Origin of the sequence: Desulfovibrio sp. SGI.169, from assembly GCF_050313595.1 — a bacterium.
Lineage (GTDB): Bacteria > Desulfobacterota > Desulfovibrionia > Desulfovibrionales > Desulfovibrionaceae > Desulfovibrio.
The window spans coordinates 1-18,422 of record NZ_JBNPLS010000037.1 but is presented as its reverse complement, the minus strand read 5'-3'; the positions used below and the strand labels follow the sequence as shown (position 1 = coordinate 18,422).

General features: G+C 51.3%; 13 protein-coding genes, 1 tRNA gene and 1 pseudogene. 1 reads left to right on the top strand and 14 read right to left on the bottom strand.

The genetic code is table 11. From position 1 onward, the window contains the following. Nucleotides 1-831: pseudogene (locus tag ACQRA4_RS12515) on the bottom strand (helix-turn-helix domain-containing protein); the annotation flags it as partial. A 200-nt stretch (nucleotides 832-1,031) separates the two neighbouring features. Between ACQRA4_RS12515 and ACQRA4_RS12510 the strand changes: the two are divergent. Next, nucleotides 1,032-1,108, top strand: a tRNA-Met gene (locus ACQRA4_RS12510). A 264-nt stretch (nucleotides 1,109-1,372) separates the two neighbouring features. Here ACQRA4_RS12510 and ACQRA4_RS12505 read toward each other — a convergent pair. From ACQRA4_RS12505 to ACQRA4_RS12445, 13 genes are all read right to left on the bottom strand, one after another. Further along, the gene (locus ACQRA4_RS12505) at nucleotides 1,373-1,654 is read right to left on the bottom strand and encodes a restriction endonuclease (RefSeq protein ID WP_427823399.1); all 282 of its coding nucleotides are present in this window, start codon (nucleotides 1,652-1,654) and stop codon (nucleotides 1,373-1,375) included. Next, nucleotides 1,572-2,279: a restriction endonuclease gene (locus ACQRA4_RS12500; RefSeq protein WP_427823398.1), complete on the bottom strand. Its 708-nt coding sequence runs from the start codon at nucleotides 2,277-2,279 to the stop codon at nucleotides 1,572-1,574. The genes ACQRA4_RS12505 and ACQRA4_RS12500 overlap by 83 nt, the downstream gene beginning before the upstream one ends. A gap of 33 nt (nucleotides 2,280-2,312) precedes the next feature. After that, nucleotides 2,313-3,920, bottom strand: a complete 1,608-nt coding sequence (locus ACQRA4_RS12495) for a type I restriction-modification system subunit M (RefSeq protein WP_427823397.1) — start codon at nucleotides 3,918-3,920, stop codon at nucleotides 2,313-2,315. Further along, nucleotides 3,917-5,026, bottom strand: a complete 1,110-nt coding sequence (locus ACQRA4_RS12490; protein WP_427823396.1) for an AAA family ATPase — start codon at nucleotides 5,024-5,026, stop codon at nucleotides 3,917-3,919. Before ACQRA4_RS12490 ends, ACQRA4_RS12495 begins: the two co-directional genes overlap by 4 nt. Beyond that, complete coding sequence (locus ACQRA4_RS12485) at nucleotides 5,023-6,363, bottom strand: restriction endonuclease subunit S (RefSeq protein ID WP_427823395.1); 1,341 nt, start codon at nucleotides 6,361-6,363, stop codon at nucleotides 5,023-5,025. Before ACQRA4_RS12485 ends, ACQRA4_RS12490 begins: the two co-directional genes overlap by 4 nt. After that, nucleotides 6,356-9,328 (bottom strand): type I restriction endonuclease subunit R, encoded by a 2,973-nt coding sequence (locus tag ACQRA4_RS12480; RefSeq protein WP_427823394.1) that lies wholly within the window; start codon nucleotides 9,326-9,328, stop codon nucleotides 6,356-6,358. The genes ACQRA4_RS12485 and ACQRA4_RS12480 overlap by 8 nt, the downstream gene beginning before the upstream one ends. 220 nt (nucleotides 9,329-9,548) lie before the next feature. Next, nucleotides 9,549-9,902, bottom strand: a complete 354-nt coding sequence (locus ACQRA4_RS12475) for a protein MobC (RefSeq protein ID WP_412625917.1) — start codon at nucleotides 9,900-9,902, stop codon at nucleotides 9,549-9,551. 144 nt (nucleotides 9,903-10,046) lie between these two features. Then, complete coding sequence (mobV, locus tag ACQRA4_RS12470; RefSeq protein ID WP_304736784.1) at nucleotides 10,047-11,234, bottom strand: MobV family relaxase; 1,188 nt, start codon at nucleotides 11,232-11,234, stop codon at nucleotides 10,047-10,049. Between the two features lie 264 nt (nucleotides 11,235-11,498). Beyond that, nucleotides 11,499-14,108 carry a DUF927 domain-containing protein gene (locus tag ACQRA4_RS12465; protein WP_427823393.1) on the bottom strand — a complete coding sequence of 870 codons (2,610 nt, stop codon included), beginning with the start codon at nucleotides 14,106-14,108 and terminating at the stop codon, nucleotides 11,499-11,501. After that, on the bottom strand, nucleotides 14,108-14,317 hold the full coding sequence (locus ACQRA4_RS12460; protein ID WP_072335615.1) for a helix-turn-helix transcriptional regulator: 210 nt from the start codon (nucleotides 14,315-14,317) through the stop codon (nucleotides 14,108-14,110). Before ACQRA4_RS12460 ends, ACQRA4_RS12465 begins: the two co-directional genes overlap by 1 nt. Before the next feature lie 235 nt (nucleotides 14,318-14,552). Beyond that, nucleotides 14,553-15,434, bottom strand: coding sequence for a hypothetical protein (locus ACQRA4_RS12455; RefSeq protein ID WP_297219570.1), 882 nt, complete (start codon nucleotides 15,432-15,434; stop codon nucleotides 14,553-14,555). Beyond that, entirely contained in the window at nucleotides 15,431-16,891 is a 1,461-nt protein-coding gene (locus ACQRA4_RS12450; protein WP_072335620.1) for an RNA-binding domain-containing protein, read from the bottom strand. Before ACQRA4_RS12450 ends, ACQRA4_RS12455 begins: the two co-directional genes overlap by 4 nt. A gap of 67 nt (nucleotides 16,892-16,958) precedes the next feature. Beyond that, complete coding sequence (locus ACQRA4_RS12445; protein WP_168935044.1) at nucleotides 16,959-18,098, bottom strand: tyrosine-type recombinase/integrase; 1,140 nt, start codon at nucleotides 18,096-18,098, stop codon at nucleotides 16,959-16,961. Nucleotides 18,099-18,422 lie beyond the last annotated feature (324 nt).

Sequence of the window (18,422 nt, the reverse complement as noted above, 5' to 3'; positions counted from 1 at the left end):
AACAAAAATATTCTGGTTCAGACATTCATCTCGCAAGCTTCCGTTGAAACTTTCCACGAAACCGTTATCTGTGGGTGTTCCGGGCCGACTGTGTTCCAGGCCGATGCCATGTTTTTGCGCCCATTCATTTTTTCTGAGCCGGGCGTTCCCCTCCTCAAGTTGTGACGCAAAGAAAGGCAAAATCCGGTAGTTCAAAAGGTCAGCCGCAGTGATGGATGCCTTGGTGGTACAGAGTTTGACTGTCGCCCATTTGAAATAGGTGTCCACAATGGTTTGCTGATAAATACGCCCCACACTTTTGAGAGTGCCCACATAAAAGGTGTCCTGACTGCCCAGATGACCGGGATGATGCTCTCTATTTCACCAGATACTTCATCATCCTACTTTTTACGCTCCAGAGCCTGTACCTGCGCTTCAGTCAACATCAGACCTTGATCCGCCGCAGATATTTTTCCAGTGCTGTCAGACGCTGCTTCATGGAAGCAAGACCATGGCGCAACCAGATAGAGCGGACGCCAGGCGGAGAGATAAAGATGCCTTGCTTGCGGAGTTTGTTACTGGCTCTGACTTGCCGTATGCGGGAAATGCTGTGGCGAAATCGACAACTGCCTGCTCTGTCGGTTCTCCCACTCGATTCTTCAGATTTGGCTTTCTGCGACTGAGCTCAAGCAGAGCTTCCACCCCACTCGCATCACGAGCGGCCTGATAGCGGTAAAACGTATCTCTGGAAAAGCCCATGATACGGCAGGCCTTGGAGATATTCCCCAGCTCCACGGCCAGGTTGAGAAGTCCGGCCTTGTGTTTGATAGCGCTTTGGTTAAAATTTTCCATCGGGAACTCCTTGGGCATGACGCCCGGTTGATGGGTTGTTTGCACTTCCATCAAAACGGAGTTCCTTTTCTTTTCTAAGGGACTACTGTCAGATCAAGTCGAAATTGGGGCATGTTAGCCTTGGCAAAATATATGGTCGTGCTTGACAGTATCCTCACAAAAGGCTATTTTGTTTCTCGCGATGATATGTCGCCATATGGCGCGGGGTGGAGCAGTTCGGTAGCTCGTCGGGCTCATAACCCGAAGGTCGTAGGTTCAAATCCTGCCCCCGCAACCAAGAAATTCAGGCACTTATGGAATCATAACCATAAGTGCCTTTTCATTTTTCTAACCTATTTCTAACCAGAAGGGGAAAGTGGGAGATAGTGGATGGCGTGGATTGATGCGGACTCACTGGACTTGAAGAGGTTTGCGGCTCGGTATTCCGTATGTAGGAGGAGCATGGTGGGAAAAGGAAAATTTGCTCCCTGTGTTTCAGCTGGCCGGGGATGCCTCAAGGAACGTCCTAACTGCTTTCCTAACCATTTCCCCATTGTAGAGCCTACCCTTCCGGCGTCAAAAAATAGATGGGCGTCAGTGGTAATCTTTGCCATGCTTGATCGCTGAGGCGGGGGATATTATCCGTCCAGAGCTGGACAAGTTTGGCACTATCCACAAGCATGATACGTTTGCTTTCCTGACTGCGGGCATACGCCTCGGCATCCTTGGTGAATCCGCCAGTGCAGAAAAAAATGCCGCTGTCATGCTGACCGATATTTGCCATAAAGGACTTCAGGTCGGGCTCTGTGACGGCTTTTTGCTGTTGCTTGACCTGTACCTTGATGCGCGGTCCCTGCGTACCCAGAGGATCGGTGTAGGCCAGAAATATCCACGCCGCCGTCTTTGCCCGGAGGAGCAATCCAGGTCACGTGGTAGCCAATGGCTTTAAGCAGTTCAGCGACAAGCCTCTGGAAGGCATAGGCGTCCATAGCGTGCAGGAAGGTGTCGATTTTTTCCTGTGCTTGTTCCTTCGCTTCCTCATAGGAGACACTGACGCTTTTGTCGCTTTCGTCTTCAAGGTCACTTTCTTCGGCGATGGGCGAATCAAGTCCAGTCTTGCTCTTTTTATGATCCTTGAGCCAGCACTGGTATATCTGTGCGGCTTTCTTGTGGAATTCCAATGGATCTTTATACAGCTTCAGGGCTTTCGCTCCTTCTCCGGTCAGCGTCCATATGCCGTCATTCTTGATGAGCCAGCCCGCGCGTACCGTATCTACAGTGGCAAAGCGCACAATTTTTTCAAAGCGTCGCCCGCTTTCATAGCTGCCCGCCTCATATTCTGTAAGCGTGACGGTAGCAGCCAGCGCCGCCAGGGCATCCCTAGCTTTCATGCCGCCTGGGTACTTTTCAAGAATGCGGAAAAGGGCCTGTATCAGTTCCCCAAGACGCTTATTGGTGATTTGAGCCATGAGCTATTCCCTCGTAAAAGATAACGTGCTTCCCTATGGCAAGAGGGGCAAACCCAGCTCTTTCAAAAACGCATTGTGTTTTTCCGTGGCTGCTTTGATTTGCGCATCCACCTCCAGCATTTTTTTATGAACATCGGCAAGGTCGATTTCCTTTTCCGGCATTGCCGTGCTGACGTATCTGGAAATATTCAAATTGTAGCCGTTTTTGGAAATTTCTTCCATGCCGACACATCTGGAATACCGTTCTTCTTCTGTGCGGAACTGATAGGTATCTACAATTTTTTTTATGTGGTCCGTGGACAGTCTGTTTTGCCGCTTGCCCTTGTCAAATTGCTCGGAGGCATTGATGAAGAGCACGTCATCAGATTTTTTACATTTTTTGAGCACAAGAATGCATACGGGAATGCCCGTGGAATAAAAAAGATTGGCGGGCAGGCCGATAATGGTGTCTATGTTGCCGTCTTCAAGCAGTTTGCGGCGGATGCGTTCCTCCGCACCGCCACGGAACAGTACGCCATGCGGCAGGATAACGGCCATAGTCCCTTCCCGCTTCAGGTAGTGGAAGCCGTGCAGCAAAAAGGCGAAGTCTGCGGCGGATTTCGGAGCCAGCCCATAATTTTTGAAACGCACATCTTCGCCCAGTGCCTCAGCGGGATTCCAGCGGTAGCTGAAAGGGGGATTGGCCACCACGGCATCGAAATAGGGCTTTTTCGCAGGATTGGTTTCGCGCAGCATGTCCCAGTCGTTGGTCAGAGTGTCGCCGTGGAATATCTCAAATTCCGAGTCCTTCACACCATGCAGCAGCATGTTCATGCGCGCCAGGTTATAAGTGGTGACGTTCTTTTCCTGCCCGTAGATCTTGCCTATGCCTTGCGCGCCCATGCGCCTCCGTACATTGAGCAGAAGCGAACCGGAACCGCAGGCGAAATCAAGCACGCTGGCAAGATGCTTTTTGGGGCCGGTGCCGGGGTCCTGGCTATCCAGCGTCACTATCCCTGCCAAAATGCTGGATATTTCATGTGGCGTGTAGAATTCGCCGGCTTTTTTGCCGGAGCCTGCCGCGAATTTGTCGATCAGATATTCATAGGCGTCGCCCAGCGTATCGCCCTCACTGGAAAAGCTGGATAAGCCTTCGGCAATTTTCTTAATAATATCGCAAAGTTTCTCATTGCGTTCGGCGTAACGCTTGCCAAGCTTTTCAGAAGTGAGATTGATTTCTGAAAACAGCCCCTGAAAAGTGCTGTCGAAGGATTCATTTTCAATATATTTGAAGCCCTCCTGAAGAGTATTCAGCAATTCCCCATCCTGCGTGCGCGCCATTTCGGCAATACTGCCCCAGAGATGCTCCGGCTTGATGACATAATGCACACGGCGGCGCATAAGCTTTTCAAACTCCGGCACATCATCCTGATTGGCGGCATACCAGATACGCAGGGGCGTCACGCCGGGCTGTGCGCCGGCATCGGGGTACTCGTTTCCCAATTCCTTTTTGGCCGCGACTTCATAATTGTCAGACAGGTAGCGCAAAAAGAGAAAGGCAAGCATATAGTCGCGGAAGTCGTCCGCATCCATGGCGCCGCGCAGGGTATCGGCAATGCTCCAAAGGACAGCGCCCAGTTGTTTTTGATTTTGTTCGGTCATGGCTGTTCCTTTGAGTCAGGGGTGTTGGCAATTTCTTTGGTGAGCTTGGGAATTTCAAATTGGTAGCGGCTCAGAAACGCCGTGAAAATACTTTTAAAAAGCTCTTTGGTGTCGTCCATCATCTCCCGAGGGGTATAGATGGAGTATTGGCCATGGCTCAAGAGATTGAGGGCGCGCGTATACAGCACTTCGTCATCAACTCCATGAATGCACGATGAAAAATCTTTGTAGCCAAAGAAGACGGCTGTTTTTTCCATAATACTGCGCAACGCATTGAAATGATGCGTGTAGATGTGGTTACTCTCTACAGCATGCTGCAACTCGCTGAGCATGGCTACGTGATGGAAGAAGGGCGCTTCATCCGTTTTTTGCAGGGAGTACTTTTCACCTTGTGCCGTGCGGTAAAAGAAATAAGTGTTATATTTTGTACGTGAGCGCCTGAACTCATTCCACAGGACATTAAAAAACAATCCATGATGGGAGGAAATGATACACTTTGTTGTATTCTCTGGATTTTTTAGTGTATTGATGAGATCTGTGGCCACAGCAATGGCGTTATTATCATCCAGAGATGATATTGGGTCATCAATATAGATATATTTCACCCATGCATAGGACTCGTGTCCTTCAATGACAAGGGCGCAAATGGCAAGGAAAATACACCAGATGAAAATATTCTCTTCGCCACGAGAAATCTTGATATTTTCTTCTTCGCCACGAGAAAACGAAATCAACCACTGCTCATAGTCAATCTTGAAGTCAAAATTTGCATAGCGTTCGAGATATGAAAAAATTTTTTCTTCCAGCGCCAGCTCTTTAAAGCCGGAAAAAAATCTGGAGGCGGTGTTAAGACGTAAGTAACGCTCCGTATCGTTTTCAAGATCATTGTCCCAGAAAAAGAGATCCTCGGTGTAGGCATTGAAATAGAGCGTATCGCTGCTGCCGTCTTTTTTTCCTGCATTTTTGAATTCCATGGAAAGACGGGTTTTTCCTGTGCCGTTGTAGGCGAACAGCAATACATAATTTACGTTATTCAGGTCATCTCGAAGACGCGTCACCAGTTTGGGCAGGGATTGAAATTCCCATATTTTTCGTGAATTACTCATGCCAGAACCTCGTCAATGCGTGGGAAAAGCTGCTGCATAAGCCCTTTTTTGTGGTCTTTGAGCAGATCGATTTTTTGGGTCTGGGAGGCGATGAGTTCATCAAGAGACGACAGGCAGTCGGCGATGCGTTGTTGTTCCAAACAAGCACACTGCATTACTGTCGATTGTGGAGGGGTTGGAATCGAGAAGGATTTGACTTGAGCAAAGTTAAGCCCTTGCCTATTGCCCCCTGCTTGAAAACTGTCCACTTGCTTTTGCCCATATTCTGATAAAATGTACTGCATCAAAAATAGGCTATTCAACAAGCTTGGTTTTGTGCGGATTATGCAAACATGTTGATTAACATTACCTCCAGCAATTCTGCTGTCAGCAAAGGCGCTTCTTCCTATAGATGCACCGGTAATATTTAATAGAATATCGTTTTTCTCAATTTCTGTTGAGATAAATGTGCGATGTATTTCTTCTGAGATAAAAACAATATCATCAAGGATTAACTCACCCCATCCCACATTTTGGCTTCTGATAAATGGCCTTCCTTGTTTTATGTAGTTTCTGTCGCCTCCCCTAGGGGTGACGCCACTTCCCACTTTTGTTGTTTGTGGGCCCAGTTGAACGTTTTCCCACTCCCCCGCATTCCGAAATTCAGGAAAACGCAACTGCGGCAGAGTTTCGCCCTCCGCCGGGAAAAGCTGTTTGAGCAGACCCTTTTTATGATCTTTGAGCCTATCAAGCTTACTGGTTTCAGCGGCAATGCGCTCATCAAGAGAGGAAAGGCAGTCGGCGATGCGTTGTTGTTCTGACTTATCAGGAAAATACACGAAGATTGATAAAAATTTTTGAATTGAAATATTAAAGCGCCCCGCTTTGGCACCTTCATTGACTATGTTATGAAGCTGTGTGTCGTGCTCTCCTGATTCGAAATACCACTCCCAAAACACAGGGATTTCTTCATCATTAAAACGAAAGCATTTATATATTGGGGAAACTATACCATAAGTATGGCGTGAAAGTCGTTTTATGGTTCCATATTTATAAAATTTTGTTGTTCTATCATTATACACAAAATCATTATTTTTAATTTTTATATATCGCGTTACGTCATCACCGGCAATCTTTTTACCGAAGTATGAGCCTTGAGTAACAACTCCATGCTCTGCTGATAAAGTCAAAACAGCATCAGCATCTCCATCTGTTGCTCTCTCGGAAACAGGAATTGCAATTTTTGACAGTTGTACCTTTCCCCACTCCCCCGTATCTCGAAACTCAGGAAAGCGCAAACGCGGCACCAGATAGTCTTTCTTTTTGTCTCTTGCACTCATCATTTTCATCTTACTCATAGGCTCCCAGCCCCGAAATGTCGCGCCCCTTGGCAAGCTTGTGCAGCAGGGGGATAAGATCTTCCATCAGGGCCAGTTCCTTCTGGGTGCGGGCTTTCCAGCCCAAGCCCAGAGGGGCGAGCAGCTCGCCGAGTTGCTCACCGTCAAAGATCATGCGCTGCATGACGCTGTCCACAAAAGCTTGCAGAGAGGTCGCTTCAAGACCGTGTTTTGCGGCGATTTCCGCCAGCTCGCGAGCATTTTTTTCGACCTTGAACCGCTCGTAGCCTTCACGGATGGCGGCCTCGCTCATGCCCTTGTCAGTGCTCAACGTCTTGATATAGGCGGCAATGTCGTCGCGCTCGTCCACAAATTTGGCGTCAGCCTGGATGAGGCCGATGAGTTCGTCGCGGGTCATGGACTGCTTACCCGGCACCGCCTGCGTATATCCGGCAATGAGCTTCATAATATAATCATAGTCGATCACTGCGGAGGAAAAGAGCACAAACTCAAATTCCAGTTGCTGGATCGCATCATCTGTAGGGTTGGTCTTGCCATCCTTCTTTTCCTGCTGGGCTTTCAGGCGCTGGGCGGTTTCCAGGTACACCCCCTGCAAGCCCTGCAACTGATCGGCAGGAATAATCTTTTCTATGGTTTCAGCGTGTTCCGGGGTGAGATCCGTATATTGGTCAAGCTGGGTCTTCAGGCGCTTGACCTCTTTGAACAGATTGATGAACTGGCAGCGGGCTTCGTCACCCTTTAAATTGTTCACGTCTTCCGGGGCACACGTCAGACCCTGGGAGTGCATAAAGGCATCCAGCTGCGTGACTGCGCTTTCCAATTTGGCAATGACAGCAGGGGCGGGATCGACAAGCCAGATTTCTCTGGCGGTGTCGGATTTTTCGCCGGAAAACATGGCTATGGCCGCATCAACGGCCTTTTCCTGCTGGTGGAAGTCCAGAATCTTGCCATAGGGCTTGGTGTCGTTCAGTACGCGATTAGTGCGCGAAAATGCCTGAATCAAGCCATGATGTTTGAGATTTTTGTCCACATACAAGGTGTTGAGGAATTTGGAATCAAAACCGGTGAGCAGCATATCCACCACAATGGTGACGTCAATCTTTTGCGCGTGAGGCAAGTCCTCATTGGGATATTGCTGATCCTTGATGCGCTTTTGTATGTCCTGATAGTACAGATCAAATTCATTGATGCTGTGATTTGTGTTGTAGCTGGCATTATAGTCGGCAATAATAGTTTTGAGAGCAGCCTTTTTTTCTTCGGGAGCTTCGGCATTATCGTGCTTTTCCTGTGGCAGGTCTTCCTGAATCTGCTGCACATCCTTGTTGCCTTCCGCAGGTGGGGAAAACACACAGGCGATGTTCAACGGCTCATAATGGCTGTCCGACGCCGTGCGCGCTGCCTGAATCTCTTTGAAAAGTTGATAATACTCTATCGCGTGAATGATGCCCGATGTGGCAAACAACGCATTGAACTTGCGCTGTGCGGTTGAAGCATTGTGTTTATCCAGTATAGCTTCCACAATAGCACGCTTGCGCATCGACTCGTTGAGCTTGGAGGCGCCTTTGTCCTCTGGTTTGTAGTATTCAACAAGAAAACGCAGCACGTTGCGATCTTCAATGGCATGAGTGATAGTATAGGCGTGTAGCTCACGCTGAAAAATATCCGCTGTAGTTTTATAGTAACCTTGCTCCCCTGTGATTTGCGTATAGGAAGCGTTTTCTGCAAAAATAGGTGTTCCAGTGAAGCCGAACAATTGAGCATTTGGGAAAAAGTCTTTGATAGCTTTGTGGTTATCACCAAACTGAGAACGGTGACACTCGTCAAAAATGAACACCATGCGCTTGTTACGCAGCGGTTTCAGACGCTCCTTGTAGTTGCCGGGATTGCCGGCATCGAGGGCAAGCCCCAGTTTCTGAATGGTGGTGACGATGACCTTGTCGGCGTAATCATCGGAAAGCAGCCGCTGCACCAGCGCAGCCGTGTTGGTGTTAGCCTCGACACAGCCTTCCTGAAAGCGATTGAACTCTTCCCGCGTCTGACGGTCAAGGTCTTTGCGGTCAACCACAAACAGACATTTTTCTATGTCCGGGTTGTCTTTGAGCAAGGTGGACGCCTTAAAGGAAGTCAGCGTTTTGCCGCTGCCTGTGGTGTGCCAGATATAGCCGTTGCCACAGTTTTGGTGAATGCAGTCCACAATGGCCTGGACGGCATATATCTGATAAGGGCGCATAACCATGAGCTTTTGTTCACTGGCCACCAGCACCATATAACGGCTGATCATCTCTGCCAGCGTGCATTTGGCCAGAAAACGGTCTGCAAAACGATCAAGTTGGGTAATTTTTTTGTTGTCGTCTCCGGCAAACTGATAGAGCGGCAAAAAGCGTTCATCCGCATCAAAACTGAAATGGCGGTTGTTATTGTTGGCAAAATACCATGTGTCGCTCATGTTGCTGACAATGAATAATTGCAAAAAACAGAGCAGTGTTTTGCCGTAGCCGTTGCCGGGATCATTTTTGTAGTCAACAATTTGCTGCATTGCCCGGCGCGGGCTGATAGCCAGTGTTTTCAACTCAATCTGCACTACAGGGACGCCATTGATGAGCAATATGACGTCATAGCGGTGGTGGCTGTAATCTGTGTTTATGCGGAGTTGGTTGACAACTTCAAAGGTGTTCTTGCACCAATCCTTGATATTGACCAGTGTGTAGAAGAGCGGTGTGCCGTCGTCGCGTTCAAAGCTGTTGCGTTCGCGCAAAAGCCGGGCGGCGCTGAACACGTCTGGGGTAACAATTTGTTCCAGCAGGCGTGAAAATTCGCCGTCTGTCAGGCGTACCCGGTTCAAAGCTTCAAATTTCTCCCGGAAGTTGGCCTCCAACGAAGCGCGATCGTGAATATCCTGTCGATAAATATATTTAAGATCAGTCAGGTGCTTTATCAGCTCTTGTTCGATTTGTTGCTCTGTCATGAGCTTGCTGCCCCAATTGGAAGATTAGACTGTATCGTGTAATCCGACTTTTCCGTTCACAAGGTGTCCGGTGGGGGGAGTACGGGTATTCACCAAGAATTGACGTGCCCGGATACTATACGAAAAAGCTTGTTCGCACAATGTGACCTCTTGGGCCGAACAGGGGCCAAAGGCTCTCACCTCCCCATGCCAGGACTACGGGAACGGGGTAGCACCATCTTCACAATTCATCATCCGGTATATCAGAAGTAATGAAGCTGGAGCGTTGTTCGCGTTTCGGAGGCGGTGGGGGTGTGTCTTGCTTCTTTACCTTTCGTCCTTCCCGCTGCCGTCTGGCTTCGGTCAGGTATTTGGTCAGGGTTTGGGCCTTCACCTCAATTCCTTTTTCATGCAGTTTTTCGACAATCTCCTGTGTGTCGAAGCCGCGCTTCTTCATGCGCTCCAGTGTTGGGGCAAGGATGAACACGGCTTCCTTCACGGACATGGTTCGATTACCGTCCAATGTGACGGAAGCGGGTTTGAGAGCGGCAAACTCCTGTCTGATTTCCTTCAACTGAGTCGCGGTAATGGTCATGGCGTGTTCTCCTGTGTTTCGCCGGGGTATCTCCCCGGATTGGCGTTTTGTCTTTCCGGTCGAGCGGGACGGTCGCCCACGCTTCACAAAGTGAAGCATAGTGGGCTATATCTTCGGCCTGTGCGAAGATTTCCCTCCGACGCCTTACCTCATTCTCATGCCACGGGCGGAGCGCGCCTGCCGGCGCTCCCTGTCCCGCGCTTCCTGCTCCTGCCGCTGCCGTTCCTCTTCCAGCTGACGTTGGAGCTGTTCGGTGCGCTTGCGCTCCACGAACTCGATATGGAGCGGCCGGATTTCCGGCAGACGCAGAAATTCCTGATAGCCTGCCATGATTCTCTTTATTTTCTTCAACTGATTCTCCAGCTCCTCTTTTTCCTCATGGCTTTGTTTTCTGTGGGCCGTGTATCCCGCTTCAAGCCGCGTCAGTTTTCCGCGAAGGGTATCCACTTCCCGTTGCAGGATTTCCTTCTCCGTCTGGACAAGGTGTTTGACGGCAAGCGCCTTTTTCAGTTCTTCAATGAGGGAAGAGGCTTTTTTCAGCACGGACGGATAATTGAGAAAAGAGGCTTTCGGTAGTTCGGTCTCCTCCCGAAGCACCTTTTCCGCTTCCTCAGCCTGCCGCTCATACTCTTCAATGCTCTTTCTCAACTCTTCCTCACGCTGTTCCAATGCGTTGATAAGCTGCCGTGAATTTCGGGAAGTCTCTTCGGATTCCTGAATCAATTTTTCCAAAGCTTCCTGTTGCTGCTTGAACTCGCGGGTATCCAGATGCCTTTTCGCGGAACCGGGTGTCTGTTCCACGCCGCGTTCAATGACGAAGCCCCGGCTTTGCAGATGGGCGGGAAGCCCGGCTTGCAGTTTCCGCAGACTCTGACGGGTATAGATTTTGTTGGCGTTGAGCCTCCCGTCCGGCGTCACCGGCACGTGAAGGAAGTGCATGTGCGGCGTCTTTTCATCCATGTGAACCATTGCGGAAATGACATTCTCCGCGCCCACAAACTCCGTGAGAAAGGCTTTGCTCTCCTCAAAGAAACGCCTTGTTTCCTCCGGCGTGAGACCATCAAAAAACGCCTTGTCCGAGGTGACGATAAGCCCGCACATGCGCACGGCGTCCTTTCTCACGGCCTTGACCAGCAGGAGATCGTCAATGCGGTTCTGAATGGCCTCGGCATAGTTCGATGAGGCGACTTCGTGCAGCTCGTAGTTCGCCGCGCTCCTGTCGTAGTCAATATCGGGGTTGCTGTGGCTCTCCCGTTCCCGCCGGTTGTGGCTCTGGATGCCGCGTATGGCTTCCTTTTTGAATTTGTCCATGTGGAGTACGAGATAGGACATAGCTCCCGCTCCTGAAACTTTATGTTTTCGACTGTCCCAAGTGTCCCAAGCGTCCCATCCCTTTTCTTTTCAATAGGTTGTGTGTGGGGGGCACATGATAAATTACGTTTTTGAGGACTGTCCCACTGTCCCAAAATTCAAGCCGCTAATTGGGACAGTTTTTCGTGGGACATTTTTTATTTTGCCGACTGTCCCAAGATAACATGCTGAATATATTAGTATTGGTACAGTTGGTACACTTGGGACAGTATTTTGGGATAAGGGTTATGAAGCAGTTTCTTCTTGGGGAAGGACAAGAACGTAACACTCCTGACGCCCCATGCCTGGAAGAGTCCTTCTGGATTTGAAACGTCCCGGACGTTCGGTCTGAAGCCAATGCGCCTCGGAAAGGACTTTGATTGCGCGGCGTTCCGAGTAGCCACTGACAACTTCGGATTTGAAACTTTCCGGCAAAATCAGATACTCGGTCGTGCCGTTGCGAGTACGCTGAAATCCCACCCGGTTGATGCAGGTGGACATTTGCGTATCCAAATCCTGAAAGCGGCTTGCGCCGTGCCGTTCGATGAACAGCCGTACCGTGGAAAGGATGGCGGTATCCTCGGAAGCTCCGGTTCCGCCTCTTGCCGTGAGCCAGTCCCGGAAGCAGATTTCGATGCAGTTCAATACGTCCAGCTTTTCGGGAAGGATGCCCAGCCGCAGGGCCAGCATTCCGGCCATGCCGCACAGGGCGAAGCGCATGGCCACACGTCGTACCTGTCCGTCAGCGCCTTCGGGGACAAGATGCCTGACGGCATCGGCCATTGCCGGGCCGATTTCCGCCCGGACGGCGTTCAGGGTTTCGACCTTCGTCAGCTTTTGCAGAAAATCATGCCCCGCATGACCGTAATGTTCGGAAGCAAGCAACTTGATACGATTGGCCACGGCTCCGGCATCGGGAAGACCATGCAGGCTGGTGAGCATGGACGAGTCCACAGGCAGCCCCACGAAACGCACTTCCTGTCCGCCTCTGGATTTCAGACCGTTCTCGGCCAGCTTGTCGGAAAGCCCCAGTTCGCCGCTGGAGAGAAAGAGCAGACGCCAGTTCTGGGAACGGCGAATTCCGCCTTCACGGTTCGAGCGGCCTTTGCCCTGTCCGTTGGCCAGCATGTAGGCGCATTCGGCAAGAACACGTCCGTTGACCTGCCCCATTTCATCCAGAATCAGCACATTGTCGTTGTGCAGGGCGGCGATGCCTTCAAGCCCGTTGTCCGTAGCCCGCCAGCTTCGGACATGCTCAGGACCGCCCCAGACGGAGGCGGCGATCTGCAATGCCGTGGTCTTACCGGAGGATGAGCCTCCCTCAAAGCTGAAGCCGCCGCCTTCCAGACCGGCCGGGCGAAGCAAAGGCCCGGCGAAGGCCGCGCATAACGCGAAACTGAGACGGGAGTTGCCGACGCACAATTCCGCTATCTCCCGCCAGCCTTCCATCGTTCCAGATGTACGGTACAAGCCGCCATGCTGCGAGGATTGCAGCACGGTATCTTCTTCTGTTACGCCGTAAACGGTATCGGGAAGCACGTAGACGGATTCATGCCAGCCCGTGCGCAAAACACAGCGTATCCGTCGGAGGGGCCGGACCGTGGACAGAAATGCCGCCAGCTTCGACCGGGTGGACGGATTGCCGAACCACCCGCCGGAGGCCAGTATGCTGTACCAGTCGTTTCCCTGCCGGAACAGCATTTCCACGGGCATGGCCCATGCGTGCTTGTTGCCATCCGGGTCAATCCATTCCAGCATCAGGCCCCATTCGTTGCCGTCAACTCCCCGCGTCATGCCTTTGACCAGAAGCGGAGGACCAAGCCGGATTTCCTGACTGTCTCCGTCCGATCTGGTCTCCAGCTTGTACAACCCGGCGCGTCTGCCTTCCTTCACCAGAAAAAAGCCTTCCGGCATGGGGCAGTCGTCATCCCGCTTTCGCGCTTCTTCCACAACGGCCCGGACAGCCTCAAGAGAACGCAGCCGGTGCAGGTCGTTGAAGTCCGTCGCCTTGCCTTCATGAACCGGGCAGACGGCCAGCTTGCCGCCCACGGCCTGAGCCGCCAGAGAGGCCATCTTCTTGCCGGGATTCCCTTGTGTCTCCGTGTCGTTATCGGCACAGAGGATGATTTCACGCTTTGCATACCTCTCTCTGGCCATGACGGCCACGGCTTTCAGATTCCCGGCGTTGAAGGCCACAAGACATGCATAACCGGTCGCCAGATGAAGACTGATCGCTGTAGCATACCCCTCGGCAATCAGCAGGGGACCGTCTTTCTTCCTGTCTTCGGTGGAAAAGGAAAAGAAGCCTCCCGCCGTGCGTCCTCCCTTGAGAAAGAACTTGTCCGTACCCTCGGCAGTTTGTTCCGGCAGGATGAATTGCAGACTTTGTATCCTGCCGGACTGGTTCAGAACAGGGATAATCAGACGCCCGTCTTTTGTCCGGCGCAATCCGATGGCCGGGACTCCCTTCCGTTGCAGGTAGGGATGGTCGTCCCCGGCGTTTCGGGAACAGTTCCAGATGCTCGCGGCCAGTTTGGCGGCGGCCTGCCAGCGGCGGTTCTGCTCGGTTTCCTTGTGCGCTTTGATGGCCCGGATGCGTTCACGCAGGGCATCCCGTTCGGCGGCGGTCAGTTCTTTTTCTGGCTTGTATGTCCATGTACCTTCATCGCCGGTGCGCCAGTTTTTCCACCAGATGGAGGCCGGAGTATCCAGAAACGCCTTGTACGCGCCGTCCTTGCGATGGGGCCGGTCCGCTGTGCCACAGCGGTGCAGGAGGCCGCCGGCCTGCACGACCTCGATCTCCAGCCCCGCTGCACGCAGACACTCGGCAAAACTGTGCAGAATGTCGGCGCTCATTATCGCTTCCTCAATTGAGGGGCGGAATCTCTGGTATGGACGCAGCGTGACGCAAACCAGTCTTCAAGGTCTTCTATGTCGTACATGACACGGCTGCCGAGCTTGGCGTAGCGCGGGCCAACTTTTTTACAGCGCCAGCGGGCCAGTGTGCATGTCTTCACGCCGTACATGTCGGCAACTTCTTGTGGTGATAATTTTTTGGTCGCCATCAGCATCTCCCTGTATTCAGGCTGAAGTGTGTGAATCCATCCAGAAGCATCTGGAGAGAACACACCCTATGCCCAGAGGAAAACGCTGAACAGACGGGGTGTTAGCAAAGGCGAAACAAAACTTCCCTTTCTTAGGCCTAAGAAAGGGAGGTTGATAATTTTTATGTTATTTTACTATGTTATAACGGGGACAAGTTGAGGGTTGCGAACCTGAGCAGGTCAGGTTTCTTGCCTTTCAGGGATTTTGAATAGGCGCTCCGCCGTGGTTGATATACTCTTTCGGCATTGCCCTGCGAAAAATTTCTATGTAATTGCCCGGAGCGTTTTCAACCCCCAACGTCTTGCCAATTTCCTTGTATTGGCGCGTGATTTCGTGTTTGGCGAGTGGGTGGGTGAATTCTCTGGTAACCTTATTTGCTAATGTGACAAGAATGTGTATATGCGCTTCCATTTGTTCAATTTCGTTTTTTAATTTGCCTTCTCGTCCCGCTGCGCTGGTATATTTCTCCGTCATTTCCTTGTATTTCTTTTTCAGCTCTTCAATCTCCCTGTTGAGTTTTGCGGCATCACAGCTTGGAGCTACACTGCTTTCGCCACACCAGCGCGTCTGATTTTCCTCCACAATCGCGGAAAGTTGTGTGGCATCGCAACAATATTCGGGCGAGCCGAGAGCAAAAAACTTATTGAACCCAAAGAGCATGGGAGAAAGAAAGTTGGAAACTTCGCGGCAATCCACGCCGAGCTTTCCTCCCGCCGGGATTGCTTCATGACTTTTGAACACCCGGATACGATAATGGCGAAGCGCTTCCAACTGTTCATGGTTCGTGGAAGCATGCAGCATGAGCATGGCTTCACTCAGACGGATTGCGTGATCAACGTGATGTTTGCGCCATGTTCCCACATAAAGCGCACAAAAGGCGCAGATGCTCCAAACAGCGGCCCCGCCGATCACGACGCACCAGAGCAGTATCAGCGCTACTCCTGCAAGTGAAACGCCTTGCGTAATTTTAATAACGGTAAACATGGTTGTCAGCCATGCCATGAGAAAGGCAAGGCCACAGCCCAGAACAGCAATCAGCAGAAATTTGATAATCGAACCGTTGGGAACAAACTTCATGGGAGAATCTCCCATTGTCCGCCCTTGCTGGGACCGATGCGGCGCAAGATGCCCTTTTTCTTGAGCATGGTTGTTCTGTAAAGAATCGTGCGTCGGCTCACGTTTAGAACAGTAGCGAGTTCGGTTGTGGTTATGCGCGGATTGGCGGAGATATGCTCAAGGAGCGCAAAAAGTTCTGGTGCAATTTCCGGTGCAATATCGCGCAGAGTTGCATCAGAAAGCCCTTGTTTCTGGTGCAAATTTTGTGTTTTTGATGCAAGTTCTGGTGCAAGTACCCCAGTGTTTTCCGCAGGCCGGTGGGTTCTGCGTACAATGGCCTTGAACAGCGAACTCTCCCGATCGTCTTCAAAATCAATATCCGGCCATGCCTTAAGAGCGCGCAGAATGCCGGAGCCGATGCCGTGGTAGGGCAAAAGCCCCTTGGCGGCGTAAGAAATCAGGATGGGGTTGCGGATATTGGAATTGCCGGCTTTGATATTGGCTATGGTCAGATTGTTCGGCAACGTGCCGGGGCTGATGATTTCCACGCGGTCATCAAAAATGAAAATGCGGATGGGCGCGCTGACAAGATAATCCCTGTGTACAAGGGCGTTGACCAGCAGTTCCTCAAAAACCTGTTCCGGTATTTCCGGCGTACCCGGTGAGTTGACGCCATTCTTGCCCTGTACCTTGTGCAGGTTGCGCATGACAAAAGCCAGGGCGTCCTTGAAAAGTCTGCTCAACGGACCTTCAAAATCTTCGGTGTCATCGTAGCTGTCAGCATGAACGGCAATTCCCGGAAAGCGGACGCCTTTTGCCACGAACTGCGGAAAAATCAGCTCCGGCTGTTCGGCAAAAAGCAGCACTCCGGCCAGATTGAGATTGCCATCGCCAGCGGCGAGGTTCAGATTTTGCAGCAGGCGCAGTTGTTCTGCGTGGGTATCCGGGAAGTCACTGTCATACCGCTTTTTCAAAAAATCCCGGAACAGCAGCTTGTCCAGTTTGTTAATGCCCGCCTTTGTGGGCAATTCATCGGCATGGAATTGGCTGGTATACTGAAAAAGGCGGCGCAGTTCCTCTTTAGAATTGATACGTCGCTTGTCCGCCCCGGCTTTCAGCCAGATGACGCCTTTCCTGTCAAAGTAGGGCTTGTCCATTCCTGCAGGAACGGTCAGGGCGATAACCACATTTCCATTTTCGAGAAGAATGTTCTGCGTCTGCACCACAAGCGGGCTGCGGACATGCTGGCTGGCGGCGTTGCCGATCAACTGGTTCGCATCATGCAATTCTCGGGATGTTATGCCGGACAGTGTTCCATCATCCTGCACGCCGATAAAAATTACGCCGCCGTTGGCATTGGCGAAGGCGGCCATTTCCGCAGCCAGAGAATCCGCATTGTCGATTCGGGACTTGAACTGGCGTGTGCTGTCCTCGCCTGCGGCGGCCTGTTCCCTGAGCGTTTGAAGTGTGAATGCCATGCCTGCTCCTTACAATACTATCTTTTTCCTCACTATGTGTACACGATAATCGGAACAGCCGCAAAAGTTACCGTTGGCCGGAGAGGATGTCCGCCGCCGCGTTGCTGGCAGCGGCCAAGGTCTCCGGCAGGAATTGGGCATACTTCTTTTTGGTGAAATCTACATTCTTGTGTGTCAGCATTTCCGAGATCATGTCCATGCTGAATTTGCCGCTGTTGGCGAGGCTTACGGCAAAGTGATGCCGCAGCCCGTGGAAGGGCCGGAACTTGGGCGGCAGGCCCGCCGCCTTGCGGAAGCGGTCAACCGCTGTGCAGTCTTTGCGCATCTCGCCGTTTTTGCCGGGGAAAACATAGGGGCTGCCGGGAAAATGTTCGTCACGCCATGCCATTTGTTCTTGTAACAGTTCTTCCACCAGAGAACTCATACCGATGGAGAGGGTTTTTCTGCCCTTGGGATCGCGCAAACGAATGAGCTTGAGGTCAAAGGCCACGTCCTCATCTTGCAGCTTGAACATCTCCCCGCGCCGCATACCGGTAAAAAAGGCCAGCAAGAGCATATTGCCCACATCGCGGGCGGGCCATGTGCGGGCGCAATCCAGAAAGCGGCGAGTTTCTTCCGGCGTCAGATGCTCAATAACCTCATTGTCCTTGACGGGCATTTCGATTTGAAAGGCAAGATTGGGGCAGCGGTTGGTCTTGACGCCAAAATTGATGATGCGCCGCAGAAGCTCAAGAGTATTCCAGAGAGTGGCCGGTTTGCGTTCGCTCAGGGATTTGCGCAGCTCCTCCACCATCTGGGGCGTGATTTTCGAGACGCTTCGCTTGCCGAACAGCGGTTTGAGGTGTTTGAGGTAACGGTTGCGATCCGTGGTCAGCCCTTTGAGGGTCGGCCCCTTGATGTCAAAATATGCATCCGCAATTTCGGCAAAGGGCTTGTCTTTCTCCGCCTGTTCGCGGCGGAGTTCTTTGGCGGTTTTGACTTCTTCGCCATGTCTGATGGCCTTTATTCGATCAGCGCGAATTTCCGCCGCCACGTCCGGCCCGTATCCTTCGGAAATTTTGCCTACCTTTTCCCAAATGAGGCGGCGGCCGGATTTAAACGTGATGTAGAAACACAGGTCAGGCGCGCCATTATACATTTCTGACGTTTCGTATACATAAACGCCAGCCCACTTCTTGGGGTGGTATCGCCGTTTTTGGGTAGCCATGAACTGCCTTGGGTTGTGGTTCATACGCGGGAGCAGGTTTTAACCGGCAAAATTTTTCTAACCTATTTCTAACCATGCCGTCAATTTCTAACCATTCAGGTCAATGCGCGGCAAAGTCTTATTTTTTGATAACTTATTGAAAATAAAAATAAATCAAAGTCTATCCATCTGCGTCTAACTCTTTTAAATTCTGTAAAAAAGGGCTCATAACCCGAATGTCGTAGGTTCAAATCCTGCCCCCGCAACCAATAAAATCAATGGCTTACGATGAAAATCGTAAGCCCTTTTTCGTAGGCGGCATTTTTCCCCACCACTATTAATAAA

Excerpts from the sequence above, each read along its gene's own strand:
- ACQRA4_RS12500 (WP_427823398.1), bottom strand. The coding sequence starts at position 2,279 with ATGGCTCAAATCACCAATAAGCGTCTTGGGGAACTGATACAGGCCCTT.
- ACQRA4_RS12495 (WP_427823397.1), bottom strand. The coding sequence starts at position 3,920 with ATGACCGAACAAAATCAAAAACAACTGGGCGCTGTCCTTTGGAGCATT.
- ACQRA4_RS12490 (WP_427823396.1), bottom strand. The coding sequence starts at position 5,026 with ATGAGTAATTCACGAAAAATATGGGAATTTCAATCCCTGCCCAAACTG.
- ACQRA4_RS12485 (WP_427823395.1), bottom strand. The coding sequence starts at position 6,363 with ATGAGTAAGATGAAAATGATGAGTGCAAGAGACAAAAAGAAAGACTAT.
- ACQRA4_RS12480 (WP_427823394.1), bottom strand. The coding sequence starts at position 9,328 with ATGACAGAGCAACAAATCGAACAAGAGCTGATAAAGCACCTGACTGAT.
- ACQRA4_RS12475 (WP_412625917.1), bottom strand. The coding sequence starts at position 9,902 with ATGACCATTACCGCGACTCAGTTGAAGGAAATCAGACAGGAGTTTGCC.
- mobV (WP_304736784.1), bottom strand. The coding sequence starts at position 11,234 with ATGTCCTATCTCGTACTCCACATGGACAAATTCAAAAAGGAAGCCATA.
- ACQRA4_RS12465 (WP_427823393.1), bottom strand. The coding sequence starts at position 14,108 with ATGAGCGCCGACATTCTGCACAGTTTTGCCGAGTGTCTGCGTGCAGCG.
- ACQRA4_RS12460 (WP_072335615.1), bottom strand. The coding sequence starts at position 14,317 with ATGGCGACCAAAAAATTATCACCACAAGAAGTTGCCGACATGTACGGC.
- ACQRA4_RS12455 (WP_297219570.1), bottom strand. The coding sequence starts at position 15,434 with ATGAAGTTTGTTCCCAACGGTTCGATTATCAAATTTCTGCTGATTGCT.
- ACQRA4_RS12450 (WP_072335620.1), bottom strand. The coding sequence starts at position 16,891 with ATGGCATTCACACTTCAAACGCTCAGGGAACAGGCCGCCGCAGGCGAG.
- ACQRA4_RS12445 (WP_168935044.1), bottom strand. The coding sequence starts at position 18,098 with ATGGCTACCCAAAAACGGCGATACCACCCCAAGAAGTGGGCTGGCGTT.